The organism is Natronoarchaeum sp. GCM10025321 (genome assembly GCF_042663585.1).
Taxonomy (GTDB): Archaea; Halobacteriota; Halobacteria; order Halobacteriales; family Natronoarchaeaceae; genus Natranaeroarchaeum.
This window is the reverse complement of the sequence record NZ_JBHTAN010000006.1, coordinates 1,161,458-1,185,603: the sequence shown is the minus strand read 5'-3', so window position 1 is coordinate 1,185,603 and position 24,146 is coordinate 1,161,458. Positions and strand designations below refer to the sequence as shown.

22 protein-coding genes are annotated in these 24,146 nt (G+C 54.1%); 10 read left to right on the top strand and 12 right to left on the bottom strand.

Annotated features, from left to right (window positions below):
- Positions 1 to 10: 10 nt before the first annotated feature.
- The 3 genes from ACFQL3_RS08835 to ACFQL3_RS08825 all read right to left on the bottom strand — a co-directional run bounded on the left by ACFQL3_RS08835 (position 11) and on the right by ACFQL3_RS08825 (position 1,482).
- Positions 11 to 670: a 2,5-diamino-6-(ribosylamino)-4(3H)-pyrimidinone 5'-phosphate reductase gene (locus tag ACFQL3_RS08835; RefSeq protein WP_377053381.1), complete on the bottom strand. Its 660-nt coding sequence runs from the start codon at positions 668 to 670 to the stop codon at positions 11 to 13.
- Between the two features lie 141 nt (positions 671 to 811).
- The gene (locus tag ACFQL3_RS08830) at positions 812 to 1,108 is read right to left on the bottom strand and encodes a DUF7521 family protein (RefSeq protein ID WP_377053379.1); all 297 of its coding nucleotides are present in this window, start codon (positions 1,106 to 1,108) and stop codon (positions 812 to 814) included.
- A complete protein-coding gene (locus ACFQL3_RS08825) occupies positions 1,105 to 1,482 on the bottom strand; it encodes a helix-turn-helix domain-containing protein (RefSeq protein ID WP_377053377.1) in 378 nt (125 codons plus the stop codon). Before ACFQL3_RS08825 ends, ACFQL3_RS08830 begins: the two co-directional genes overlap by 4 nt.
- Positions 1,483 to 1,670: 188 nt before the next feature.
- Between ACFQL3_RS08825 and ACFQL3_RS08820 the strand changes: the two genes are divergently transcribed.
- Both ACFQL3_RS08820 and ACFQL3_RS08815 read left to right on the top strand, forming a co-directional pair.
- Positions 1,671 to 2,303, top strand: coding sequence for a helix-turn-helix domain-containing protein (locus ACFQL3_RS08820; RefSeq protein ID WP_377053375.1), 633 nt, complete (start codon positions 1,671 to 1,673; stop codon positions 2,301 to 2,303).
- Positions 2,304 to 2,565: 262 nt separating this feature from the next.
- Entirely contained in the window at positions 2,566 to 3,126 is a 561-nt protein-coding gene (locus ACFQL3_RS08815; RefSeq protein WP_377053373.1) for a phosphate-starvation-inducible PsiE family protein, read from the top strand.
- 148 nt (positions 3,127 to 3,274) lie between these two features.
- Here ACFQL3_RS08815 and ACFQL3_RS08810 read toward each other — a convergent pair whose 3' ends face one another.
- A complete protein-coding gene (locus ACFQL3_RS08810) occupies positions 3,275 to 3,760 on the bottom strand; it encodes a DUF309 domain-containing protein (RefSeq protein ID WP_377053371.1) in 486 nt (161 codons plus the stop codon).
- A gap of 81 nt (positions 3,761 to 3,841) precedes the next feature.
- Here ACFQL3_RS08810 and ACFQL3_RS08805 point away from each other — a divergent pair, with 81 nt between their 5' ends.
- On the top strand, positions 3,842 to 4,894 hold the full coding sequence (locus ACFQL3_RS08805; RefSeq protein ID WP_377053369.1) for a mechanosensitive ion channel family protein: 1,053 nt from the start codon (positions 3,842 to 3,844) through the stop codon (positions 4,892 to 4,894).
- A 29-nt stretch (positions 4,895 to 4,923) separates the two neighbouring features.
- Here ACFQL3_RS08805 and ACFQL3_RS08800 read toward each other — a convergent pair whose 3' ends face one another.
- Complete coding sequence (locus ACFQL3_RS08800) at positions 4,924 to 5,334, bottom strand: universal stress protein (RefSeq protein WP_377053367.1); 411 nt, start codon at positions 5,332 to 5,334, stop codon at positions 4,924 to 4,926.
- 36 nt (positions 5,335 to 5,370) lie between these two features.
- A complete protein-coding gene (locus tag ACFQL3_RS08795; RefSeq protein ID WP_377053365.1) occupies positions 5,371 to 6,783 on the bottom strand; it encodes a bifunctional metallophosphatase/5'-nucleotidase in 1,413 nt (470 codons plus the stop codon).
- Positions 6,784 to 6,886: 103 nt separating this feature from the next.
- Between ACFQL3_RS08795 and ACFQL3_RS08790 the strand changes: the two genes are divergently transcribed.
- The 4 genes from ACFQL3_RS08790 (at position 6,887) to ACFQL3_RS08775 (ending at position 9,703) form a co-directional block, all read left to right on the top strand.
- Entirely contained in the window at positions 6,887 to 7,126 is a 240-nt protein-coding gene (locus ACFQL3_RS08790; protein ID WP_377053363.1) for a DUF5816 domain-containing protein, read from the top strand.
- Between the two features lie 57 nt (positions 7,127 to 7,183).
- On the top strand, positions 7,184 to 7,498 hold the full coding sequence (locus ACFQL3_RS08785; protein ID WP_377053361.1) for a DUF7116 family protein: 315 nt from the start codon (positions 7,184 to 7,186) through the stop codon (positions 7,496 to 7,498).
- Between the two features lie 197 nt (positions 7,499 to 7,695).
- Positions 7,696 to 9,372 carry an ABC transporter substrate-binding protein gene (locus ACFQL3_RS08780; RefSeq protein WP_377053359.1) on the top strand — a complete coding sequence of 559 codons (1,677 nt, stop codon included), beginning with the start codon at positions 7,696 to 7,698 and terminating at the stop codon, positions 9,370 to 9,372.
- Between the two features lie 130 nt (positions 9,373 to 9,502).
- Positions 9,503 to 9,703, top strand: a complete 201-nt coding sequence (locus tag ACFQL3_RS08775; protein WP_377053357.1) for a dodecin — start codon at positions 9,503 to 9,505, stop codon at positions 9,701 to 9,703.
- Here ACFQL3_RS08775 and ACFQL3_RS08770 read toward each other — a convergent pair whose 3' ends face one another.
- Entirely contained in the window at positions 9,704 to 10,072 is a 369-nt protein-coding gene (locus ACFQL3_RS08770; protein ID WP_377053355.1) for a HesB/IscA family protein, read from the bottom strand.
- Between the two features lie 164 nt (positions 10,073 to 10,236).
- A complete protein-coding gene (locus ACFQL3_RS08765) occupies positions 10,237 to 11,340 on the bottom strand; it encodes a CARDB domain-containing protein (protein WP_377053353.1) in 1,104 nt (367 codons plus the stop codon).
- Positions 11,341 to 12,191: 851 nt separating this feature from the next.
- Between ACFQL3_RS08765 and ACFQL3_RS08760 the strand changes: the two genes are divergently transcribed.
- The gene (locus ACFQL3_RS08760; protein ID WP_377053351.1) at positions 12,192 to 13,640 is read left to right on the top strand and encodes a flippase; all 1,449 of its coding nucleotides are present in this window, start codon (positions 12,192 to 12,194) and stop codon (positions 13,638 to 13,640) included.
- Positions 13,641 to 14,228: 588 nt separating this feature from the next.
- On the top strand, positions 14,229 to 15,464 hold the full coding sequence (locus tag ACFQL3_RS08755; RefSeq protein WP_377053349.1) for a glycosyltransferase family 61 protein: 1,236 nt from the start codon (positions 14,229 to 14,231) through the stop codon (positions 15,462 to 15,464).
- A 216-nt stretch (positions 15,465 to 15,680) separates the two neighbouring features.
- Here the strand turns inward: ACFQL3_RS08755 and ACFQL3_RS08750 are convergent, their stop codons facing one another.
- A complete protein-coding gene (locus ACFQL3_RS08750) occupies positions 15,681 to 17,249 on the bottom strand; it encodes a hypothetical protein (RefSeq protein WP_377053347.1) in 1,569 nt (522 codons plus the stop codon).
- A gap of 407 nt (positions 17,250 to 17,656) precedes the next feature.
- Here ACFQL3_RS08750 and ACFQL3_RS08745 point away from each other — a divergent pair, with 407 nt between their 5' ends.
- A complete protein-coding gene (locus ACFQL3_RS08745; protein WP_377053345.1) occupies positions 17,657 to 19,249 on the top strand; it encodes an alkaline phosphatase family protein in 1,593 nt (530 codons plus the stop codon).
- A gap of 1 nt (position 19,250) precedes the next feature.
- Here ACFQL3_RS08745 and ACFQL3_RS08740 read toward each other — a convergent pair whose 3' ends face one another.
- The 3 genes from ACFQL3_RS08740 to ACFQL3_RS08730 all read right to left on the bottom strand — a co-directional run bounded on the left by ACFQL3_RS08740 (position 19,251) and on the right by ACFQL3_RS08730 (position 24,047).
- Positions 19,251 to 20,453 carry a sulfatase-like hydrolase/transferase gene (locus ACFQL3_RS08740; protein ID WP_377053343.1) on the bottom strand — a complete coding sequence of 401 codons (1,203 nt, stop codon included), beginning with the start codon at positions 20,451 to 20,453 and terminating at the stop codon, positions 19,251 to 19,253.
- A gap of 678 nt (positions 20,454 to 21,131) precedes the next feature.
- Complete coding sequence (locus ACFQL3_RS08735; RefSeq protein ID WP_377053341.1) at positions 21,132 to 22,922, bottom strand: hypothetical protein; 1,791 nt, start codon at positions 22,920 to 22,922, stop codon at positions 21,132 to 21,134.
- Positions 22,923 to 22,982: 60 nt separating this feature from the next.
- Positions 22,983 to 24,047: a DUF1616 domain-containing protein gene (locus tag ACFQL3_RS08730; protein ID WP_377053339.1), complete on the bottom strand. Its 1,065-nt coding sequence runs from the start codon at positions 24,045 to 24,047 to the stop codon at positions 22,983 to 22,985.
- Between the last annotated feature and the right edge of the window lie 99 nt (positions 24,048 to 24,146).

Here is a 24,146-nt window from a genome sequence, read left to right as displayed (position 1 = left end):
ACTGTTCGGTTCACTGTTTGCCGGTCGCATCCCATCGGAGCAACACGCCGCCGTCGAGTCGTTCGACGTCAGCGAGTCGGAGCGAGGGGAACTGCTCGACGAATCCCTCACCGTCGGCGAGCGTCGGCGCATCGCGGCCGCCGATAACTGTCGGACCGACGAATACGGACAGTTCGTCGACGAGGTCGGCGGCAAACAGCGAGTAGATTAGTTCCCCGCCTCCCTCGATCATCAGGCGCTCTATCTCGGCCGCTTCGAGTGCGTCGAGGGCCGCAGTCAGGTCGGTCTGTGTTTCGCCCGCAGTGACGACCTTCGCCCCTCGATCCGCCAGCGTCTCGATCCTATCCGCCGGTGCGGCCTCGCTCACGAGGAGGTAGGTCGTCGCAGTGTCGTCGAGGATCCGTGCGTCCGCTGGCGTGCGAGCGCGCGAATCAGCGACGACCCGTACGGGCCCGTTCGCCGCGTCGTCGCCTAGCAGATCCGTCTCGTCGACGGTGAGGCTCGGATCGTCCGCGAGTACCGTTCCGACGCCCACCATGACGGCGTCGCTCTCCGCGCGCAGTCGGTCGACACGGTCGAAGTCGTCCGCGCCGCTGATACGGATCTGCTCGCGTCGTCGCGAGGAGAGTTTCCCGTCCGCGCTCATTGCGGCGTTGACGACGACGTGCATGGGTATTGATTACGTACGCCGGAGAAAACGCTTTTCGGTCGTGTCGTCTCGCTCTGGAAATACGGAGCGACTGGACGCCACAGGGCTATCGAGGGCCGATACGGCCGATCCGGGGGGAGGTGTGACTGCGGTAAGTTCGTCCTACCGCGCGTACAGCGAATACGCGATAATTACGAAGCCGACTAACACGAGGAGGCTCTCGATGAGGACGCCGAGAGCCAGCGGGACGTTCAGCACGTCTGTGGCGACGCCCGCGAGGAAAGATCCTAATGTAATCGTCCCAAACCCGAGGGCGAGCGCTCCTAATGCCGTGTTCTGGGTCCGTCGGTACGCCTTGAATGCGTAGTAGGTGATGACGGTCCCGAGGATCAGTATCAGTGTCTTTACGATCGCGAGTGCTGTCGTAACTTCCGCTGCAGTTTCGGCGTGTGGGCTCATAGTTCCTTACTGACCTCCGACCACATGTCCGCAAGTCGTTCGTCCGGCGTCCGTGCAGGGCGGGAGACCTCGTACTCGAACTCTCGGTCCTCGTTCAGTGCGAGCGTAACCTCCTCGAACGCGACATCATATCGCGTCGTGTGATGTCCGTCGCTCCGAACCTCGGTCAGTTCTTCGAGCAACGTCGCGTTGGAGAGGGTATCGAGCTTTCGGTAGATCGTCGACTGTGGAATGTCACAGTGATCCGATAGCTCTCCGGCCGTCATAGGCTCGTCGAGTTTTCGGATGATCGTCCGACAGTCGGGATCCTCCAGGGCTCCGAGTAGATCCTGCACGTCGGGTCGCTCTTCCTCCGCGAACGGATCCCGTACCATTCTACCGTAGATGGAGGATACATTCATATAAATCGACTGTTGTCGATTTCTGTTTCAGTGGAGTTTGCCTCGCGTTCTCAGTTGTGTGTAGCCGTGTAGTCTCACCACACAAGTGATTCTCAGATCCTGAAAATCACTCACCCGGTATATGACGGCTGGCTTCTAACACCCAGTATATGACCGGAGGTGTGCGCGCCCAAGTCGAAGTATCGTCGCCGGAGGACTGTCCCGTTGCAGGCGCCTCGTCGGAAACGAACACGCGTATCGACCGTGTTGATCGTGCGAGCGCGGATGTGGATGGGACTGTCGGCGAAGAGTTCGTCGTCTCTGCGACCGCCGAAGGGGAGATAGACGCCTCGGAGATCACGTCCGACGGTACCCGATCCGTCTACCGCTTCGACCGTGATCGGGCCGATCCGTGTGCTTGCGACCTTGTCGAAATGTCTGGGCCACCGGTTGCGGACGTCCGGGCTCAGGACGGGTCGCTGTTTATCACATTCCGCGCACAGGATGTCAGTAACGTCCGATCGGTGATCGAACAACTCAGGGAAAGCTACGACGGCGTCCGACTCCAGACCCTCTCGAAGTTCGATCCGGCCGAAGGCGAGGATATCGTCCCGGTCGATCGGAGTCGGCTCACGGACAAACAGCGGGACGTGCTCGAACGCGCGCACGAACTCGGCTACTTCGAGTATCCCAAGGGTGCGAACGCCGGCGAAGTCGCAGATGATCTGGATATCGCCCGTTCGACGTTCTCGGAGCATCTCTCGGCCGCACAGACGAAACTGCTCGAAGCCGTCCTCGATTCGCCGACGCGGTAAGTCACGCCTCGATTCGGTACTTTTTGTGAGAGTCGTTCAGTCTCGAACAGCCTGGTCTCCCTCTCAGCGCTGGGCCCCGAGCGAGAAACCCACCTCGTGCGCCGCCGGCGGCCTGCACCATTCCGTGGGCGAAGGCGGTTTCCGCGCTTCCGCTTTCGTGGTTGTACCACTCGTTGGACCCTCCCAGATTATATATGGGAGTGATACTTATCACCGGGAATGAGTTCTCAGTTCCGAGGATGGGGGCGAGACAACCGCATATATGGGTAGTGATGACCAGCCCCCTGCCTCGGGGAATCCATCCTCGAAGGTTGAACAAGAAACCAAGACGGAAGGTCCGTCTACGAAGGTGGAACAAACAGCCAAGAGTCTGTTATCCGAACGATATTCGACCCTCGTCAGCCGGTTTGTCGAGTTCGTTGAGCTAGCCGCCGCAACGGTGTTCGCGATACTCTTCGCAATCGGCGTCATCGACCTGACGCTCCAGATCATCACGGCAATACGGAACGGGAGCATCACCGATCCACTGATCGTTATTGGCTTCATCGACACTGGACTGCTGTTGCTGATTATCGTCGAGGTGTATCAGACGGTCCTCGCGTACGTCGAAGAAACCAACACCCGGCTGATCGTGCGCCTCGTAATCTACACTGGCGTTATCGCGATGGTGCGAAAGGTGATCATTTTCCGGACTGGCGAGTACCCAAGCGTCCAGGATGCGCTCTACGCCGCCGGTGCGTACGCGATCATTATCTTCGCGCTGGTAGCGCTGCTGTTTGCCGAGCGCGTCTACGGCGGCGACGGTACTGCCATTGGCGAGTGATACTGGTGGCTACACGAACGAAACCCCACGTCGAGAACCGTTAGAGATGACGGGAACGGTCGCGGATAGCGATCCTCGCGTGGTCACGAACCCAAACAGCGACCGCTCCTGTTGGCTGGTCGTACTCTACTCGGATCCTCACACGTTCTCATTCGAGGCGCTCGGTGTATTCGTAATCCTCCGGTCCCGCTCCCGGTCGCTCCCCGTCTAGTTCGATTTGCCACCCGTCTAACACGGTCGGATCGTCAAGCGCGTTCGTGAGTTTGGTTCTCACGTCGAGAAGGTAGACCCCGTAGTAGTCGTTCGGGACGCCCTGGAGATACTGTAAAGCCGTCTCGAAGAGACTCCGCATTCCGTCGTCGTTCTCGAAGTCGAAGTGCTTGTACGCGCCTGCCGCGACTTGTACCATCCCATGAGCGAAGGCGCTTTCGGTGGTTCCGCTCCCGTAGTTGTACCACTCCGATTCAAAACAATCATGCGATTCGTGGAAGGCGTCGCCGTTGTATAGACGGACACCGTGAATCACCGCCCGGCGAAGGGTTGCGTGTTCCCATTCCCCGGTTTCGGGATTCCACCCGGTCGGGTTCCCTGCAACCGGTGGGCCTACCGTGGGGTCCCGCGTGTGATCGTTCATATACCTACATCTGCGGTCCAGTCACGTGGGTCTGTCGCCCGGGACAAAAACGCTTATCGCGCGTGCCAGAATGCATACAGTATGCCTCTCTCTCACCGCCTTTTCCTCCCTCTGGCTTCGGATCTCGCGCTTTCAGTCATCTCACAGGCCAGGGAGTTGGCTATCGAGAACGTCCCGATCCGTGTCTGGGAAGTACTGGGTGCCCTCTTCACCCTGGTGCTCGGTTGGTACGTATCGAAGTTCGTCGTCCGATCGGTCGGCCGGGCGATTGCCCGTCAGTTCCAGCGACCCAGCATCACGCAGACGGTACTGGGCGGGATCCGTGCCACCGTCCTCCTGATTTTTGTGTTTATCGCGGCGCGGATCCTCCGTCTGGATACCGGTGACGTCCTGGTGTCCGGCGCGGTGTTCGGCGCAGTGCTCGGTGTGATCCTCGCCCCCATCGTCGCCTCGGTCATCAGCGGCCTGTTCGTGCTGGCCGATCGACCGTTCGAGATCGGCGACATGATCGAACTCGTCGACGAGGGGCAGAAGGGTTTTGTCGACGACATCACGCTCCGGTACACAAAGCTGTTCACCTTCAACAACACCTTCATCGTCATCCCTAATTCGACGATTCGCGACCGGGACGTGATCAACTACTCCGCGGAAGACGAGCGGACGCGTCGGTCCCTGGAGCTACAGGTAACCTACGAGAGCGACATCGAAGAGGCTCGCAGGGTCACGGAACGTGCCGCTCGTCGCGTCGACGAGGTGATCAGTGGAGGGCCGGATATCCGGATCGGGAGCACTCGGTTCGCGGCGGCGCCGACCTGCTTTTTCGAGGAGTACGGGGATAACGGAATCGTGCTGTTGCTCAGATACTGGGTGGAAGAGCCGTACAAGCTGCAGGTCGTCGAATCCGAAGTGAAATCGAACGTCTGGAACGCACTCACCGAGGCCGACGTCGAGATAGCCTACCCGCACACACATCTCGTCTTCGACGAGACGAGCGGGCAGGCACAGGTGTCGTACTCGCAGCGGTCAGGACAGTCTCCAGCCGAGGGTTCCACAAGCCCGGACGGCGGACCGGACATGGAGTCCGCAGACCGGGCAACCGACCGCGACGCTGGTGCCGATCGGTCGGGGAAGTGAGCGATAGGGACCGGGCATCCGAAAGGGAACTACTGGGTCGGTGCCCCGACGGTGACGAGTTCACAGTCCAGCCGTTCGCGCAGATAGCTCTCGATGTCCGGATCCGAAACGAGCTTTCGGATCATCTGTCGCCATCGCCCTTCCTGTTTGTGGCCGATCACGACGACGTCCGCGTCCTCGTTCGCGATCTCTTCCAGGATCGTCTCCTCCACGAGAAATCCCTTCCGGACGATGTATCGCGCGTTCGGGAGTTTGCCGAACTCGTCCTCGACGGAGCGTTTCAACTCCGCTCGCGTGACGTCGTGGCTGCTCTGGTAGAGATCGACGTGGAGGATCGACAGGTCGGCATCCCGCTCGTCGGCCAGTTCGATCGCCTGTCCGAGCGTCTGTCTGGAGTGTTTGCTGAGTGGGTACCGGACTGGGACGACCACATTACTCATCGTATAGGTCAAGTACAGCAACGGGCCTAAACCTTCTCACTCTTCGCCACCTGCCATGTTCGGAGGTGCCGCTTGTCCCGTGTCGGCGCGGTCGTGCCACCGGATTCGCCCTTCCATCGAGGGCTGGATGCCGACCTCGCCGGCGTACTCTACGAGCACGTCGTACTGGACCGGCCCCTCGCTGACGACGTGGGCCTCGGTGAGCGTCGGGAACTCCTCGTCGGTCACCGCAAGGTACGACGATGTCGCCAGGGTGTACGTCCCCTCCGGGTCGACCGGATTTCCGTTTACCGAGGCCTCGACGAGTCTATCATCAGCGCGGTGCCAGACGATCTCGGCGCCGCTGACGTGTGCGTGCCACCAGTCCGGATCACCGATATCGAGCCGTTGGCCACTGGCTTCGCGGCAGATGTCGAGCAGTTCCGCGCCGTTCAGTTCCGCCACGACGGTCGCCTCCTCGAAGGGAACGATACCGATCAGGTCGGCGACAGTTACGTTTCCTGATAACGGTTCGCCGTCCCGGATGCCGCCGCCGTTCTGGAGTCCGATATCCGCCCCAGTCGACCAGCGATAGGCGTCGGCGACGAAGTTCCCGATTCGGCTCTCACCGCGGAGTGTCGTCGCCTCCGTGCGTTCTATCGGGCGGTCGACGGTCGCAACGGTCGATTCGAGTCCAGCACGCTGTTTTCGCTCGCGGAGCGCCGCTGCTACCCCCTCGTCGACGGGAGCGTCCTCGACCGTGTGTCGGTTCACCGACGCCGTGCCGTCGTCGTCGAGCACGACCTCGTACAGCGCGCCGCCACCCGCTGGTGGCCGGGTTAGCACCGTCCCGTCGATTCGTTCGATCCGCTCGCTGTGTACGTGGCCGCCGAGGATCACGTCGACGTCACACTGGCGAGCGATCTGTTCGTCGTCGGCGAGGTGGGCGAGCACGACGGTTACGTCCACGCCACGGTCGTCCATTACCTCTATGGCGTCCTCGACAGCGGCGACCGGATCAGTGACTGTGAGAGTCGATGCTGGCGGTGTGATCGATGGCGTTGTGGGGGTTGTGACGCCGATGATCCCGACGTGGTAGTCGCCGCGCTTGACGACGGTCCAGGGCTCGACACCGACCTCTTCGCCGAAGCAGTGACCGTCGAGTTCGACGTTAGCGCTCACCCAGGTCTGCGGGGATTCCGCGATGATCTCCCGGAGCGCATCGTAGCCGTGGTCGAAGTCGTGGTTGCCGGGCGTATCGACGATGGGCGTGACCGCTTCGAAGAAATCGAGCGATTGCTTGCCGTCCTCGCTCAGTGCGAGGACGCCGGGTGCGGTGTTATCCCCGGTTCCGGCGACGAGCGTCGCGCCGTCACGGAGCGATTCGATTCGCCCCGCCAGCCGAGCGATACGGCCGGGATCATCGAAGGCGTTTTCCAGATCAGAGTAGTGGAGGAGCCGCAACGACATACCGAAAAAAGAGTCGGCGAGCCCGTATATACTGCTCGGCTGACAGGCGACTGTCGCGGGGCGTGTCGAATCACCTTTGACCCTCTCTCCCCAGTACTGTCGTATGAGAACGCATACGACGGACGATGGGGTGACGGTGTTCGTCGCCGAAGACGAGGGCGACCGCGGTTCGAAGGCACCGTTCTATGTCGCCTACGGCACATCAGGTCGTGAAGAGAAGTACGGCTGGTTCTGCGCCCACTGTGAGACGGTCGACAACGCCATGGACGCGATGGGACGCATACAATGTAACCAGTGTGGCAACTTCCGGAAGCCGACGGAGTGGGACGCCGCCCACGAGTAGCCCGAGATCCCCCCTTGCCAGTAGGTTTATGATGATTGGCGTGCTAGCTAAACTCGAATGGGAACCGTTAACAACCCACTCGCCAGTGAAGCGAGGTCAATCTTCGCAGAGCTCGGGTACACAGTCTCGGAAAGTGGCAGCGAGTTCACGGCCGAACGAGGGTGGAAAGCCGTGGAGGTCACACCGATGCCCGAACCGACGTCGCCGCCGACGTCCGGATCTCTACGCTGCTTCGTAACATATCAACACAGCGTCAGAGACGTTCGTCGCCGGATCCGGCGTGCGAATCCCGAGTACGACTGGGCCATCATCACCGTCGAGGACGACGACTACGAGGTCGTCCGCGCACCACCGGCCGCAGAAGCGGCCTGAACCGCACTACGCTCTTTTTCAGCCCCCAAGCCCCGGTTATTCGAGCGCCAAGCTTCGCGGCCCATAGTCAGACTGATGAGAAAACTGTAAGTCGGGGACCACTCTACCTTCATTAGATGGGTCCCCCCTCCACCACCTATCGTCGAGAGCTGCTGGCCGCAACGGGAGCGGCTACACTGGCTTCGACAGCCGGTTGTATGGGTATGCTCGACGTGTTTGACGGTTCTGACCCCAACCAGTTGTCGCTCGACGTTATGACCCTCCCTGCCGATGACGACGCTGTCGGCGTCCAGATTGCCCGCCAACTCGCTGATAATCTAAATTATGCGGGTATCGACGCGACGCTCGACCCTCAGGACGACGAACAAGCCCTCCGTACGCTGTTGATCGACCACGATTTCGACATCTTCGTGGGCCGACATCCATTGATCGACGACCCGGACGAACTTCGGGCCCTGTTGCATACGCGATTCACCGAAGAACCCGGCTGGCAGAACCCATACGGCATCACGAGTCCGATTATCGACGACCTGCTCGAACGGCAACGCCGGAGTCTGGGAGCCGAGCGAGCCGATACGGTCGAGGACCTGCAGCGCCGGTTGATCGAACTACAGCCGTTTTCCACCATCGGATTTCCGTCCCGACTGACGGCCACGCGACGGGACCTCTCGACCGAGTCGATACCGAACGGACTGGCGACGAGACACGCGTATCTCAACCTCGAACGGGCAAACCCTGACCGCGACAGCCTCCGTGTGAGCCTGCTCCGATCGAACGCCACGACGAACTGGAACCCACTCGTTCCGGAAAACGAGACCGGCAACGCGATCCTCGACCTGATCTACGAACCGCTCTTCGAGCGGATCGACGGCGACTTGACGCCATGGCTGGCCGAGGACGTTACGTGGGCCGACTCCGGCACCAGTGTCACCGCTACCATCCAGTTACGTCCGACCCTCCAGTGGCACGACGACACGCCGTTGACGACCGCGGATATCTCGTTCACGTACGAGTTCCTGCAGGATACGACTCTCAGCGATTCCGAAGATCCAGTGCCCGCTATGCGCTTTCGCGGTCGTAGCTCGCTCGTCGACGACGTCGACACGCACTCGAACACCGAAGTCGTTCTGGAGTTCCAGGATACGAGTGTCGAAGTCGCACGCCGTGCGTTGACGGTGCCGATTCTCCCGATGCACAGGTGGGAAGATCGCACGGAACGGATACGAACGTATCAGTCTGAAGCTCTTGAGATCGACAACGAAGAGCCGATCGGGAGCGGTCCGTTCGTCTTCGAGGAGGCAACGGACGAACAGGGATTAACGCTGACGCGCAACGCCGATCACTTCCTGTTCGATATCGAGGATCCGGACGAGACGCTGGAGCCACTGATCGCCGAATCGACGTTCGAGGAAGTCGATTTCGAGGTGGCTGCGAACGCGGGCGTCGCGTTCGACGCCATCGACAGCGGCGAACGAGATATTACCGCGGCCTCGATACCGGTACTGGACACGGATGCTCTCGAAGAGGAGTTCGAGGAACTCGAGGTGCTCCTCGGTGAAGGGACCGAGTTCTTCCTGATCGGGTTCAACACTCGTCGACATCCGCTTGGAAACCACCGCTTCAGACGGGTCGTCAGCCGTCTCGTCGACCGGGAATATATCGCCGAGGAAGTTGCAAACGGATACGCGATACCGTCGAACACGCCGCTTCAGCGGACCAAATATCTCACCGAGGAGTTCGAGTGGACGGGCGAGAGCATGCTCGGCCCGTTCCCGGGCGAGGATGGACAGGCTGACCCACAACTGGCCAGATCGCTGTTTCGCGACGCGGGGTTCCGGTACGACGGGGAAGGAGACCTGCTAACCCAGCAGTAACCGGCCATTCTCCTGCCCGCCGCACCTGGCCGCTCGACTGACTCACACGTTCTACCGAGCGTGGTCCGCGACGATCCGCGGGCGCATTTTAAGTGACCTCGGCAAAAATACACGTACGAGGTACGTTATCATGGTATTCAAAAAGATCACGATGATCGGCACGAGTCAGGACAGTTTCGAGGATGCGGCTGACAACGCAGTCGACCGGGCCGAACAGACGCTAGAAAACATTCACTGGGTGGAAGTCGACAATCTCGGCGTCGAGGTCGCGTCCGTGGAGGGCCGCGAGTATCAGGCAGAGGTCGACATCGCGTTCGAACTCGAAGACTGATCAGGTTCGGAACGACTCACCACAGCCACACTCGCTGACCACGTTGGGGTTCTCGACGTGGAACCCTTCCGCCTGCAACCCGCTCTCGTAGTCGACGACGCTGCCTTCGATGTAGTTCTGACTAGCCGGATCCACGAATACGCGCAAGCCGTTGTGCTCGGTGATCGTGTCGTCGTCGTCCGGTTCGTCGTCGAAGCGCATCCCGTACGAAAGGCCAGCGCACCCGCCCTGCTGGACGAACAGTCGAAGTCCCGCCACCCCGTTGTCAAGCCCCTCCGATTCGAGGAGCGACAGAGCCTCTTCCGCGGCGGCCTCTGTCACCCTGACGGTTCCCGAACCGTCGTCGTTCGATGCCGTTTCAGTACTCATAGGGGTTCATAACACGGGTACGCAGATAATACTGACGCTGTACACTGGAGTTCACAGGATGGATCATCCATCGACGCTCGTTCTCTGGCGTTTTTTTGTCGACCGTCTCAGTACGTTTGAAAGAGCGTGAGATGTTACGGACGCGACGCTGAGAAGCGGCACGCTCACCGATGTCGACGCCAGAATACCATCGCTATGGCGAGTGCAGCGATCGCAGCAGCATACGTAAATCCGCCTGATTGCCCGCTGTCTCCGGGTCCTTCCCCACCGTTTTCAGACGGGGGTTTCGGGTCGATAATCGTCACTTCGGCCGTCCTATCACCGGCCTCGATCGTGTGCGTACCGTCCCCTGCCCACCGCATCGTCGCTGCCACATCGGCTTCTTCGCCCGGTTCGAGCGTGGTCGTTGCTTCCTCAACGACCTCGCCGTCAACCCTGAATGGAACGGTGAACGTGCTCTCGGCGTTACCATCGTTCAGGACGGTTGCACTGGCCTCGAACTCCTCGTTACTGTCTACCTCGTTCGGTGCGCTCAGTTCGGACACCGCAAACGAAGAACACGTCCCGGGGAGAATCGTTATCTGCTGGAAGTCGAGAGCGGTCCGTTCGATGTTGTCTCCGGTATCCGAGAGGGCCTGCCACTCGGTAATATCGCCCTGATACACCCGAAAGTCAGCGTCGTCGTTGAACGCTGGATCGACCGTTATCTCGAAATCGTCTTCGAGTCCCCCCTGGAACACCCCGCCGTCGGTCCGGTTCTCAGTCCATGCCCACGTGATTCGACTCGACGTCGCAGCGTGGTCGAACTCGTCGAACTGTCCCTCGTAGTTATCGTCCTCGATGACCCACGCTCCCTCCTCGGGAAGACCGTCTATCTCCATCGTGAGAGCGCCGCCCGCAGAATCACCGTTGAGATGACCGTTGACGAGGACGAGGCTGGTCCCTTCTGCCCCCTCGTAGAGAAAGAGGATGCTGGTGTTGTCCTGTTGAAACTGGGTCGTTCCGAAGGAACTGTAGGTGTAACTGCTCTGTTGGGTGTACGGCGTTCGATAGTCGTAGAACTCCTCGACCGATTCGGATCCGTCTCCGAACGACGTAATCGTCGTACACTCGCCGCCCTGGATGACGGAGTAGTTCTGCGGGGTATCGTCGTCCTGTTGCTGTAGACTGATCCCCCCCGCGACGGGAGCGACTGTGAGAGACAGTATTGCGGCCAGTGCGATGCATATCCCAAGATATGTGGATAGTCCAGTTTTATCTATAATCATTATTCCTTTTAGGTCCGATTAGCGAACTTTCGTATAAAAGGAACTCATAGATCCGTTTTGTAATGGATCTCATACTGTTACGCAACCTTCGATAGGAATGTAGATACACTATGCCAATTTTGGGCATCTGATTACATCTAATAGAACGAAGACGGTCTGAGGATCCGGCTTCAATCTCGGTTCGGATTGAGGAGGACCTAGACGGCTATACCGTCTGTCGATATCTAAGATTTCCACCGATATTACGTGCTACGCGGGATCACCACAGCATTGCGATGGTCGCATCCTATTCAGTGTGGCGTTGCTCGAGAGTTCCAACGACGAAACAAGCTACTTGCATATAGAAACTACTTTTTAATAATCAACATGCGATATCGACACTTGTAGACCGTAATTCAACAGTAAAGAAGGCTCTCTCGTAACGCCGATCCCAAGGTGATCGCTTACAAGTTACTAAACCGGAACTGGGCGCAAACGCTGGACGGTATAACGGTCGTCGGTGCCACTCAAAATTCAAAACCACGTCGCTAGTCTGTCGTTGGCAAGGACGCCAAATATTACAACCTACATCTCCTGGGACTACTTATTTTACAAACCGAATATTCCTCTGAAAGAGTGGTTCTGAGTCGGATATGCCCGATTTGGGCCCTCTATACGGAATACTATGTGAGCAACAGTAATCGAATAAGATGTATAACAAAGTTAGGCATGGAGCTATTTCAATTTGAATGACGAGCACCAGTCTGCTTCGAGTTTCTACTTGCAAATTTTACAAAGTGTATGAATATCCTGTGCCCCGGACACCATCTCTATAATACAGAATGGCTCTCTCATCCAAGCTATTACGGGGAATGAAGGCATCACTCATTGCGCGAGTAATCCACATTGTAGCCAACGGGATATTGATTATTCTCCTCGCGAACTACCTGTTGGAGCCGGGCGGGTACGGAAGGCTATTTCTCGCTATCGCAATCATCAATCTTGCCCAACTATTCGCGGATTTAGGGATAGCCCGATCGGCAGCACGGTACGTTACCGAATATAAAGAATCGGATCCATCTCAGATAACGAATATTTTAAAAATGTCGCTAAAATATCGTCTGGTTTTAATTGGAATTGTTTGTATTGCAATAATTGCAGGTCGAGGCATGATCGCAGAACTGCTAAATGACCAGAAACTAGAATTACTGCTCTTGATCGGCACTGGATTTATTACATTTAAATCTCTCCAACAGTTCAGTTCTGCTATTTTTCAGGGCTTCAATGCGGTTGAGTACAGCGCTATAATAAAGACTATTAGCAGTGTGAGCAAGGTGCTCTTTGTTGTCGTTTTTGTGACTTTCGGTTGGAAAGTAGTTGGAGCATTGCTCGGATATGTCCTAAGTGCAGGTGTCACTGCAGCAGTTGGGCTGACCATTCTTTACGTCCGGTTCTATCGGAATTTCGACATGGATGCTGCTTGTGAGAACGGACTTGGGAAACGAATCGTCGAGTATAGCATTCCACTGACAGCGACTCGCAGTGCGAATGTCATTGATGGACGAGTAGATATTATTTTGGTTGGCTACTTCTTGAACCCTGTCGCAGTAGGATTCTATACTCTGGGGAAACAGATTACCGAATTTATCCGTGCCCCCGCAGGATCCATTGGTTTTGCTGTCTCACCGACGTACGGCGAACAGAAAGCCAACAACAGTCTCGATCAGGCTGCGAGGGTCTACGAGTTAACGCTTCAGTACGTACTGCTACTGTACATTCCTGCTTCAGTTGGGTTGATGGCAGTTGCGAAACCGATGATCCTCCTTATTTTTGGCAGGGCGTATCTTGGCGCAGTTCCAGTTATACAAATACTCAGCGTTTTCCTCTTGTTCCAAGCAGTGACTGGCGTAACCACACAGGGCATTGATTATCTTGGGCGCGCACGATACCGTGCTGTTGCGAAAGGAACTACTTCTATCGCAAATTTCGGACTGAACATCATACTTATACCGACCATAGGTGTCGTCGGAGCAGCAGGTGCAACCGTTATTACATACGGCATCTACACTATCTTGAACGTATATATAATGTACATCGAATTGCCACTTAGAATTGGGTATTTGACGAAAATGGTCGGCGGAACTACAATTATTTCAGCAATAATGGGTGGCGCTGTTGTCCTCCTCCTTCCATACGTCTCTGGCTATCTATCATTAGGAGCAATCATTTTATTTGGCGTCCTGATATGGGCGGGGTTGGCCTCTGTCAGTGGTTTACTTGACATACAAGAAGCTATTACATATCTGAGCCGCTCTTCATAATCATTATAATTATTTATGAATGATACTATCCTTTCTTTACTCACATATAAGAAATGTTATAATATGGTGTATTTATGAGTCTATGATATCACAAAAACATTGGCGTTGTTATTCAAAAAAATCTATTCTGTATCTCATGATCCGAAACTATATTTCACATTCCAATATGGCTAAAAACACGGATTCAAAAGCTGTTCATATTACCTATGAATATCTATATAAACGAGGCGTAATCAAACCCGTTGCCCTCATATAGAGCGTTATCCGTACCGGTCCGTCGACGTCACCGGATCATCGACTTGCAGCCAAGTTCGACTGTCAACTCATAATTACTTTGTTCGCTATTTTCAAGTCGACGTAGGACGCAAATATAGGAGTAGTAACTTGAGTCACCAATCCCATTGAGTTTTTGAACTACCTCAAGCGAGGAGGTAGAAACTTAGGGGCGTGACCAAGAACTGTCTCCAAATAGTTTTGTAGTATATCTATTTGATATTATATTTATTTAAATAGAAAAAGTTGTAGCCCATACGAAGGAAGTCTATACTTATGATTAACTAATAGTGACTCATAAATAGGTGATTCAATATGGGTGTAATTGAAGAATTTAGATCAGTACACCGCGACGAAGGCGTACTCAAGGCTGGAAAGTGGGCCGGAAGAAACGTTCTTCTTTCCTTTTATCACCCAGCAGCATACAGGTTTGTAGACGCGATATCGCCGCTTGTACTCGATCGAAAAGAGATGGAACAGCGGTTTCAAACTAATCGGTCTATCGAATACTATGATCGTAAGCGAAAGATAGAGATCGATCTTCCAGCCGGGGAAGATCACGTAGAAACGATCGGCAAACGTGTCGGCACATATACGATTAGTCAACCGTTCGTAGGGGTGCTCCAAGATGCCAACCTTTTTGGCGCATATCCGATCCCGGTAGACGACAATAACAATATCGTTATGGAGGCAATTGTTAGTCCGGAGGTACTAACGCTAAATATTATGAGTTCTGCACGGGAATTTGTTTCCAATCCTCTGGAGGGCCGCACCGAGGGGGACTCCGGGTCCATCGGGAGTGCAGTATTGCTTTATAATCGATGGAACGACGGATATTATCATTGGACGGTTGAGACCCTGAACAGACTCGAGGGTGTCGAAAAATACACCGATAGAACTGGTCACCAACCGAAACTCATTGTCGGTCCTGACCCGAACCGTTTTCAACTAGAAACATTAGAACTTCTTGGGTATGAAGAAGACGATCTTATCAAGTGGGATCAACGGACGAAGTCAGTCGACCGGTTGGTTGTACCCTCGATGCGACGCGAGTACAATTTGGGAACAGTATCACCGGTTGCAGTCCAGTGGCTCCGCGACCGTATGCGAACAGCAGTCGCAGATAGAGAACTTGACATAACGGAGAACTTATCAAAGCGTATATATATTTCTCGTGAAGATGCTCCCCGCCGCCAGGTTGTTAATGAAGACGAGATAACTGATATCCTCGAAAATCGGGGATTTGAAAAGTATGTACTCTCAGAGAACAGCGTTGCCGAGAACATTCAGTTATTCGCGCAGGCAGACTTGATTGTGGCTCCCCACGGGGCAGGACTTACGGACCTTATCTATGCTACAGATACCACCGTCATCGAACTCTTCCGGTCGAACGACGTACGTCCAACGTACTACGTTCTCTCAGAACATCTCAATCACCGCTATCGCTGCTTACTATGTGAGTATGAAGGTCCAGATTTAGTAGTCGATCCCGACGAACTCAAGTCGATAGTTGATATGGAACTGTCAATGAAAGGTTCGCCGGTATCATAGGAAATCATATAAGAAAGGATCTTTATTTTGCTAAGTGCGGCTGTTCTGTATTAGTTACTCAGAAAATATACCATTGATATTATCACTTGTTCTCCGAGATCCTTCTGGTTACATTATATATAACCTGAAGAACTTCACTTGCTGGTGAACTGTGCTCTTTGGCCTTTGGTTCTTTTAATAATCGATTATTACCTATCTCATCTAGTCACATAATCATTATTCTCCCAATCTCACAGTTGCATTGCCTGAAATCCGAAGCACCGTGACATTTCCAGAGTATCGATACATGTTCTTACCGTTTCCGACAATCCCGATAACACGCTGGTCAGAGATATCCGATGGAAGCTCATCCCAGGCAGTACTATTCTCAACTTGGGTTAACGTGTCATTTTTTTCGACCTCACCAGTGACCTTGAATGTATAATTGCTAACATCATCATTGTTACTCCCATCGACAACTATCTTCTTTGCCAAGATATCATCTCCATCACGGTCTTCCGTTTCTTTGTTTGGAACTTCTGTGATCGAGTCGAAAGTATCCAAATCTAAACGCTGACCGGCAACAGTAACTATCGAAGACTCCTCAAAGTCGCCTATTCTAAGTATCTGTCCATCCTTGATCTGGTAACTTTCCACACCGCCCGCCGTGTACCCATGGATATACCAGCGACCGTTTCTTTCGAATGCACGATCTTGATACTCGTCTTCGTCTTTATTCGTATCCGAACCGGGGATGACTTCGTCGGCATCAACTTCAATCAGGTATTCCGCGAGACTACTATTCGTCGTGATTTCTACCTCGAAGTCGCCTTCGGGAAGGTAAGAATCAGATTCCGTGATGCTCTCGCCGGAGGCGGCCTCTTCAGGACTACTAGGGCAGTTCTCGGGAAGCCGATCTTGCGGTGTGTCAACCGATGTTGCGTGTATGTTGTCGGTCGTTGCCCCCCCGTGTGCGACCTCAGTACCCCATCGGCTATTGTTTAGAGCTACCTCGGCAGTGTCACTCTCGACGTAATTTCCATCGCCCAACGCTATATCACCGGATTCGGAGTTGAGGATATCTGAGTCGTAAATATCAGTCTCCTCTATGAACGCCCAGATGCCGCGCCACCCTCCAACGGAGACGCTGTTGTGGATGCTTGATCCGTCCGTCCCCAGACGGAAGTTTGAGGTGCCACATTCGTGAGCATAACAGTCTTCGATCCGAACAGTCCCACCTGATCCGGGAAATGGATGGCTATTCGGGTTTCCTGGCGCGCTTGCATAGATGCCGTTATCCTGATAATCGTTAAGGTAACAGCCACGGATATCGATATGGCCAGCATGATCTCGCCAAACAAACATTCCTGATGGGCCACCGCCGTATGATCTATCGGACTCAGTGGTGATCCCGAGATGTACGTTCTCGACGACACCTGTCTTGTCGTCATCAGGAACACGGAGACGAAACGGATCAGTGTTCGTCGTCCTATCCCAGTGACCACGAATGCCGACATTGCGGATCGACCAATCGTTACCTGATGCAGAAATGTCGTATTCCGCACCTTGAGCCGAAATGTCGATCAGAACGTTTTCCAAGGATTCTTCGTCGCCTAAATGCTTGCGGTAGGTTTCTCCTGACGATACGTTAATTATATCATACTGAGTTTCAGCCGAGACCATACTACCTGTAGCAATCAACGCAGCTCCCCCGGCAGTTGCCTTGAGATACGAACGCCGGCAGAGTGAGATGTTATCCTTCGCATTCGCTTGCTTACCAGATGAGTCAGTTTGTTCTTCGCTCATACGATTTAGTTAGAGCTAACCTTATCTATATAAGCTTTCTTTTTATTAAACTATAAATATTAAAAAAGCACTTAAATCTAACTTAATATATTTAATAATAGGCATACTATAGTAATATACTATAAAATTAAGTATAGTACATGTACCCGGCAATAAGTCATTACTGACGGCTATCTCCTGACGGGTCGACGCACAATATGCGGTGTTTTGTTATTTTCTTCAGAACTGTCGATTGACATTCTACGTATTAACATAGAAAGCAGCTACCGGCCTTATTTAATCGATACATCATAATCGGTAGCAGGGCTGTAATGTCCCCTCTCAGTAAAATACTGCATCAACTTTGGATCAATAGACATATAACAATATCCGTCTCTACCGATCATATTTATGAACGATTTGAATCTATGACTGGAACAACATCAGAGAAGGCATTTATTCTGGGTATCGACGGCGTTCCCTGGAACCTGTTGCGAGAGTGGAGTGAAGCAGGAGAACTACCAAACTTCCAGCGACTCTTTGAAGAGGGCGCTGCCGGAGCGCTAGAAAGCACCGTCCCGCCGACAACACCTCTGGCCTGGCCGTCTATCGCCACCGGCAAATGGGCAGATAAGCACGGCATCTACGGTTTTCACGCGCTTGAATCCAACTATACCCACAGCATGTACACGGGAGACGACCGAAAACAGCCCGCGCTGTGGGATATCCTCTCGCCGGCGGTTGTAGGCAACGTTCCGATGACGTACCCGACCGACGAGATCGACGGGACGATGATCAGTGGTATGATGTCACCGGATATCGACGAAGGGTTTACTCATCCGCCAGAGCTACGGTCAACAATACAGAAAAAAATCCCGGAGTACCGGATCGGACTCGACTGGTATGAGTACGCCGACGACCACGATGATTTTATCTCCGATATTGACGGGCTGCTTGCGGCCAGGCGGGAGTTGATGAATCTGCTCGCCAGTGAACGTGACTGGCGATTGTTCTTTTTCGTGTACACTGCCCCGGACCGACTCCAGCATCTTATCTGGGACAGGACGGTGATACTCGATCACTACCGAAAACTCGACGACGTGGTCGGAGAAGCTATGAGTTATGCTGAAGACGAAGACGCAACATTATACGTCGTGTCGGACCACGGTTTTGGCCCTATCTCGAAATTCGTCCACCTCAATACTTTGCTCGCGGAGCAAGGATTCCTCACGCGCAAAAACAACGACGGTGCGCGAGGGCCATTGGCGAAGGCGGGCGTGACGAAGACGACAGTACTCGACGCGCTTGATCGACTCGGAATAACACCAGATACGCTTGTACGACACCTCCCGAAATCAGTTATTGACGGCGTTGCAGAGCAGATTCCTGGAGAACACGGACTTTACGACGTCGACTTCGAGGAAACTGTTGCATTTGCACACGATCCGAGTCAGATATTCGTTAACGACGTAGAGCGGTTCGAAGACGGAACTGTTCCGCAGGCCGAGGTAGAAACGGTCAAGCAAGACGTTATGTCGGCTCTCTCGCAGGTCACTGATCCCGAAACCGGAAAACGGGTGCTAGACCTTCACGACGGCAGTGAGCTGTTCCCGAACGATCCCAGCGCCCCGGATCTTGTCGCAGTCGGCCGCGGTGAGTACGAGGAAAAGACCAAAATCTCTGATGAGGCGTTCGCACCCGCCGGAACCAAGGCTGCCAGTCACCGCTCTGAGGGTGTATTCCTCGCATGGGGACAGGATGTGACGCCAGGGTCGTCGCCGAGGGACGCGTCCGTCGTCGACGTCGTACCGACCGTACTTTACGATGTCGGCGAACCGATTCCCAAGGCCGCCGACGGACGAATTCTAGAAGAAATATTTGCAGGGGAAACCTCTGATACCACCGAACCCGTCGGGAAAAAATCGTATGAGATAGCAGCTACGGACTCGGCCAGTGAAACGAGCGATGAAGAGTTCGACGAAGTCGAGGACCGACTGCGAGGGTTGGGATACTTGGAATAATTTATCGATATCCGAGCTGTTCCAACTGTTTTTTCGTCTCTACGTCGAGTGACCTCTGCTCCACCTCTACTGATCGGTTCGAAATCCGATTTACCATCTCTCTGGCTTCCGTCTTCGGTAAAGAGGGATCACCGTACGACTGGCTCGAGGCAAGGTACTGTCTGAAGGTGTGTAACAGTTTGACCGAACGATGGCGATCTCCGTCGAACGAACCGGTGTATCCCGATACGAATGCATCGTAAGTGGCTGTCATCGGTCTAACGTACTTTCTCGTGTCATTGAACACGTACCCCCCATCTCTCGTCCAGATACTAGGAGCATTGTAGCACGGATCGACGGCTGTATCGCGATACTTGAACGGCGCTCTCATGAGGCCGTTTGTATAGGCCGGTGCATCTTCGTTTATGTTGCCGAGAAGCGATCGTCCGTCGACATCGATCGCAGTATTTCCACCGTCGACGATTTCTTTGATTGTCGGAAAGAGATCCACGTGCTGTATCAAAGTATCTGCGCGGTCTGAAGAGAGAGAATCGTGTATAAATACGGTCGGAACGTACGCGACTTCCGGGGTGGACGGTAATCCATGGCCGAGAAACCCGCCGTGTTCTCCCAGTAACTCACCGTGATCTGAGAGATATATCACAAGTGTATTTTCGAGTAATCCCTGAGATTCGAGGAGCGCAAGCCGTTCCTCGAACCGATCGGTGCTTCCTTTGACAGTGTCGCGATATAACTCTCTGAGAGAATCAGTATCAGGGATCTCTGAGAACATTTGTGAGGGAGATTGATCACGGAAGCCAACGTACGGTGCATGGCCGCCGTTATCATGTTCTAGTGCGATAAACGGCTCATTCACTCCATCAAGCTCTATCTCACCGGGGGTGTTGAGTATCTCCTGAACTGCCGCCCTGGTCCAGAAAACTTCGTTGTACCCCGAATTCGGCGTAAGATCGAACAGTTGGCTAATCGAGCGATCGAGTGAGTCGTTAAACCAAGTAACACCGTGGCGTGGTACATGGCGTCCAGTAACGATACTGGATACCGATTGCGGTGTACAAAGGCCAGCTGCAGCTGTTTTAAACAACACACCTTTCTCTGTGACTCTATCGGGAACAAAGTCGTAGCGAACCGAATCTGCAATGAAGATATATATGTTGTCAATGACGTCAGTATTCAGCCGATTGAGGGGAGAATTACGCGCCACTGGTATAACGCCTCCACGAGTCAGCAGTAAACCCTTGAGAAGATGCTCCGACAGCCGTCCGTATCTGACGAGCGATTCTACGATTCGCAAGTGACTTTCTGAACCCTCTACTGGCTGTTACTGAAGCGATCAACAGGCAGTTCATCATTGGCCAGCAACCGTCCCTGTTGCTAGAATTGTGTGTTGACATACAGTATTGATTTTAGATTACCAGTAATAGTTACTATTGTACTACTATTTATTGCTTACTACAGTAAAATAAAAAAACTTGTTTACTAATCAGGTATGTTACTTTCATATTACTACTAGTTGGAAATATCGGAGCACTCGAATGAGCTACGTTGGTAGCGAACGGACTGCAACGACGGAACCACAGCTGGGCCGATGTGGGAGATCGGTGGAAACCAAATACACACCGAGGAAATAGTGTGAAGATCCGGTGGCAAACCGATTGTATTTCTAATGACCGATAGCCGTCACCGATTGTAACAGGCACGTCGACGGATCCTATACTCCGGAATGTAGAATCGAGCAATGTAGCGATAGTTGGTGATCAACAGGAGAAAGTCCACCAAACGCGCCAGTAAACCCCCCAAGATCTATGCGACTTCGTGAACTCGACGAACCTATATCAAGAATATAAGTCGTTTACCGATCGTAACTTCGTATCCTATCCGCTTACTCTGCCGCACCTCTTATATAAAACAACTCGAAAGCACCGTTCGACTGAACTCGGTTCACACCTGGTTGGGCCGAGATAGAGTTCAGTTGTGACCGTGAGTAGCGCAATTCTTTGAATGCGATTGCCTCTCGTTCTCTGTCGACTCTAGTGACTGTCAAATAACGAGGTGCAGAGTATTGCTCAGCTACCCCTGCTTCGATTTCCTCGCCCGAGACTGAACCGAACCCACGTGCTCGGCCCGGTTCGGCGCGTTCTACATCTGCGTACCGATCAGGGCCGGATCGAATCCCGTCGAACCCGACGCCATCCTGTTGATGTCCGAACGCCGATTGGTGACCGGACATCGACATGTCTGTAATATGTGGTGAGGGTAGAAAGATGAACGTCGATGGAAATATAGTGAACAACGACAGCACGAGGAGGATTGCAAATCCGATGACAGTAACGCTGTGAAGCGTCCCGTTTGATCGTTCACTTGAGAGTGTGTTCAACACGTAAGAGATGGCAGCAGCACCCACTATTGTCACGAGTACCATCATTAGACCGAAGACACGAAAGTACATCTCTGATACAGATCCGAAAAAATACAGTGCAAATATCACCGCCAGTCCAGACAGACCCCCTACGAAGTAGGTGAGGACCCCATCAGTGTTGTGGGTCAATTTTTCGTCTTTCTCCCAGAAGGAGTATAGGAACAGTAGACCGGCTATCCCGGTGAAAAGTAGGCTCACTCCGAACAGTTTCAAGAAAATCTCGATAATGCTTCCACCGATCTCTACCAACGATGCACCCTGGCTGGCGGCGGACGCAGCTGCGGATCCATTACCGCGGAAGAACTCGACAGCTCTTATAACAGACCTCTCGATCACACTGGTGAAAAATCCGTGATTGGAGGTCCAAAGAAGAAACGCGACTATCATGAATGCAGACTGCGCGTAGACCGTGCGATGAGACGCGATAGGATGTTCTGTGCGGTACCGTCGGAACAGGAATTGAAGCCCTGATACAGCGATAAACATTGCCAGCAGATGTGCGACGAGTTGTGGGTGATATATTACGAGAGCAATCGACGTGGTCGCGAGTGCCGCCCCCACAGAGGACAGCGATCTCGCATCGTCTCCCATCCGAACGTATTTCAACAACAGATACAGAGCGATCGAACTCATCATGATCGCTTGAGACATCGTGTGTGGAAACACGAACGTGCTAAGTGAGGTTATCGGGAGGAAGAGAAACGCCGAGAAAGCGGCGACGGTGGTCGTGTACCTACTCTCGAACACGAGCGACGTCGACAACGTAACGAAGACGCAGAATACACCAGACAGGACCACAGTCACCAGCAACAGTGCATGGGACGGGTCGAGTCCAAACGTATTGCTAAACAACGTCGCAGAGGTATGAAGGCCAGGATAAATCAGTTCGGTGGGCTGGAACGATCCCGATCCGATACCGCGCATCCAGCCCAGGTGGGTGAGTGAATCGCCGCCACCGTAGAATCGGTAGCCCCGCAAAATCGGCAGACCGATGAACACCACCGTAGCTGTGCCACCGAGTCCTAACGCACCTCGCCGAAGCCAGTCGCCAGAGGTTCGTAAAGCGACCACCAGTGCGATGAACATCGCAAAACCGTACGTTAGCCAGAACAGCAGCGGAGTCGCGGTGTACAGGGAGAGTTCGTACCCAGTCGCCGGATTCGAGTGTGCTGCGACGACGGCACCGATGAGAGAGACGTACCCCAGTAGGAGTAATGCTCTCTCAGTCAGCGATCCTGGGGGTGAGTGTTGCATTTGTTGTCGAATCGTTCGGTACAGTACACGTTGTTATACTTGCTATTCTTTTGGTAACCGCTAGCTACGTCGCAACCTTTCTGCGGTCTCCGAGGAATCATCCGTCACGTCGACCCATATGAACGTGTGCCTGTAGGCGGTTTCCTCGTTGACCGTCTCCGGAACACCGTCCCTGTAAAGGTAGTAGCTGAGTCTGAGATCCTCTCCAGTAGTGTCGAGCGTAACTGCGTGGTTGTCGTACCGTTGTTCTCCAGAATCGAGAGTCACCACCCTACGGCGGACTTCGTTGGCCTCGAGAACGGCCACCGACCCGTTGCTTGTGCTGACGCGCTCCACTCGGGTCACGACCGTATACTCCGTCCGGACCTGTTCGTTATTCTCGATACCGACGACAAGCTCACGTTGCTCACCCGTAGCAAACACCTCGGGATACTCTCCGGCAACGTACTCTCCGTCTTCTGTCTCGGTCAGCAAAGTCATCTCTGAATAGCGCTCACCGTCCTGGGGTGCCGCGAACGCAAACCCAACGACTGCGACCGAGAGAACGATACTCAAGACGAGTGCAACGTTCACTACCGAGTTTCGGAGGTTGCCTGCAACCATGAATTTCCAAATCCGGCCGCTCCACGCTAGTATCGACACCTCGAATCGTGCTTCGGGACTGACAGCACTTCTGGTGAGGGCACTCGTCACAGCACCCAAGAAGACGAACAGTGAGAGTCCAAGTACGACTGCGTCGACGGTGAACGACCACCTCGAAAAGGCGACTACAAGCGCGAAGAGAGGGAGAATCGCCAGGCTCAGTCCGAACGAAAGGGCCGCACGCTCCGGGCCGTTGAGCGCACAGAACTGTTTGGGGAAGAAACTGACACCGCTGGATCTCTGCCTGGTTTCTGGCACGGTTGATCGGGGAAACAGGGTGGCGACCAGTACGTAACCCGGTAGAAGTAACAACAACGGAGCGCCCAGGGCGACTCGAAGTGGCGGTGACTCCAGCCCGACTACTACAATCGAAAGATCGACGACTGCCAGGAACGACAGTAGTACGATGACGTCCGATGGAACCCTCGCCAGTAGCCGCGAAACGATTGCGGCCGTAGAATCCGGGACGTTCGGATTGCTCATCGTGCCCCTTGTATTGCACTAACAAACCGAATGTAGGCCCACCACGCTCTACTCAACCAAGCAAAGTCAGTATTCATCTGTTTGCCAAGAGACTCAGTA

What these genes read in the sequence shown, in the direction of transcription:
- ACFQL3_RS08835 (WP_377053381.1), bottom strand. Translation starts at nt 670, where the DNA reads ATGCACGTCGTCGTCAACGCCGCAATGAGCGCGGACGGGAAACTCTCC.
- ACFQL3_RS08830 (WP_377053379.1), bottom strand. Translation starts at nt 1,108, where the DNA reads ATGAGCCCACACGCCGAAACTGCAGCGGAAGTTACGACAGCACTCGCG.
- ACFQL3_RS08825 (WP_377053377.1), bottom strand. Translation starts at nt 1,482, where the DNA reads ATGGTACGGGATCCGTTCGCGGAGGAAGAGCGACCCGACGTGCAGGAT.
- ACFQL3_RS08815 (WP_377053373.1), top strand. Translation starts at nt 2,566, where the DNA reads ATGGGTAGTGATGACCAGCCCCCTGCCTCGGGGAATCCATCCTCGAAG.
- ACFQL3_RS08810 (WP_377053371.1), bottom strand. Translation starts at nt 3,760, where the DNA reads ATGAACGATCACACGCGGGACCCCACGGTAGGCCCACCGGTTGCAGGG.
- ACFQL3_RS08805 (WP_377053369.1), top strand. Translation starts at nt 3,842, where the DNA reads ATGCCTCTCTCTCACCGCCTTTTCCTCCCTCTGGCTTCGGATCTCGCG.
- ACFQL3_RS08800 (WP_377053367.1), bottom strand. Translation starts at nt 5,334, where the DNA reads ATGAGTAATGTGGTCGTCCCAGTCCGGTACCCACTCAGCAAACACTCC.
- ACFQL3_RS08795 (WP_377053365.1), bottom strand. Translation starts at nt 6,783, where the DNA reads ATGTCGTTGCGGCTCCTCCACTACTCTGATCTGGAAAACGCCTTCGAT.
- ACFQL3_RS08790 (WP_377053363.1), top strand. Translation starts at nt 6,887, where the DNA reads ATGAGAACGCATACGACGGACGATGGGGTGACGGTGTTCGTCGCCGAA.
- ACFQL3_RS08785 (WP_377053361.1), top strand. Translation starts at nt 7,184, where the DNA reads ATGGGAACCGTTAACAACCCACTCGCCAGTGAAGCGAGGTCAATCTTC.
- ACFQL3_RS08780 (WP_377053359.1), top strand. Translation starts at nt 7,696, where the DNA reads ATGGGTATGCTCGACGTGTTTGACGGTTCTGACCCCAACCAGTTGTCG.
- ACFQL3_RS08775 (WP_377053357.1), top strand. Translation starts at nt 9,503, where the DNA reads ATGGTATTCAAAAAGATCACGATGATCGGCACGAGTCAGGACAGTTTC.
- ACFQL3_RS08770 (WP_377053355.1), bottom strand. Translation starts at nt 10,072, where the DNA reads ATGAGTACTGAAACGGCATCGAACGACGACGGTTCGGGAACCGTCAGG.
- ACFQL3_RS08765 (WP_377053353.1), bottom strand. Translation starts at nt 11,340, where the DNA reads ATGATTATAGATAAAACTGGACTATCCACATATCTTGGGATATGCATC.
- ACFQL3_RS08760 (WP_377053351.1), top strand. Translation starts at nt 12,192, where the DNA reads ATGAAGGCATCACTCATTGCGCGAGTAATCCACATTGTAGCCAACGGG.
- ACFQL3_RS08755 (WP_377053349.1), top strand. Translation starts at nt 14,229, where the DNA reads ATGGGTGTAATTGAAGAATTTAGATCAGTACACCGCGACGAAGGCGTA.
- ACFQL3_RS08750 (WP_377053347.1), bottom strand. Translation starts at nt 17,249, where the DNA reads ATGAGCGAAGAACAAACTGACTCATCTGGTAAGCAAGCGAATGCGAAG.
- ACFQL3_RS08745 (WP_377053345.1), top strand. Translation starts at nt 17,657, where the DNA reads ATGACTGGAACAACATCAGAGAAGGCATTTATTCTGGGTATCGACGGC.
- ACFQL3_RS08735 (WP_377053341.1), bottom strand. Translation starts at nt 22,922, where the DNA reads ATGCAACACTCACCCCCAGGATCGCTGACTGAGAGAGCATTACTCCTA.
- ACFQL3_RS08730 (WP_377053339.1), bottom strand. Translation starts at nt 24,047, where the DNA reads ATGAGCAATCCGAACGTCCCGGATTCTACGGCCGCAATCGTTTCGCGG.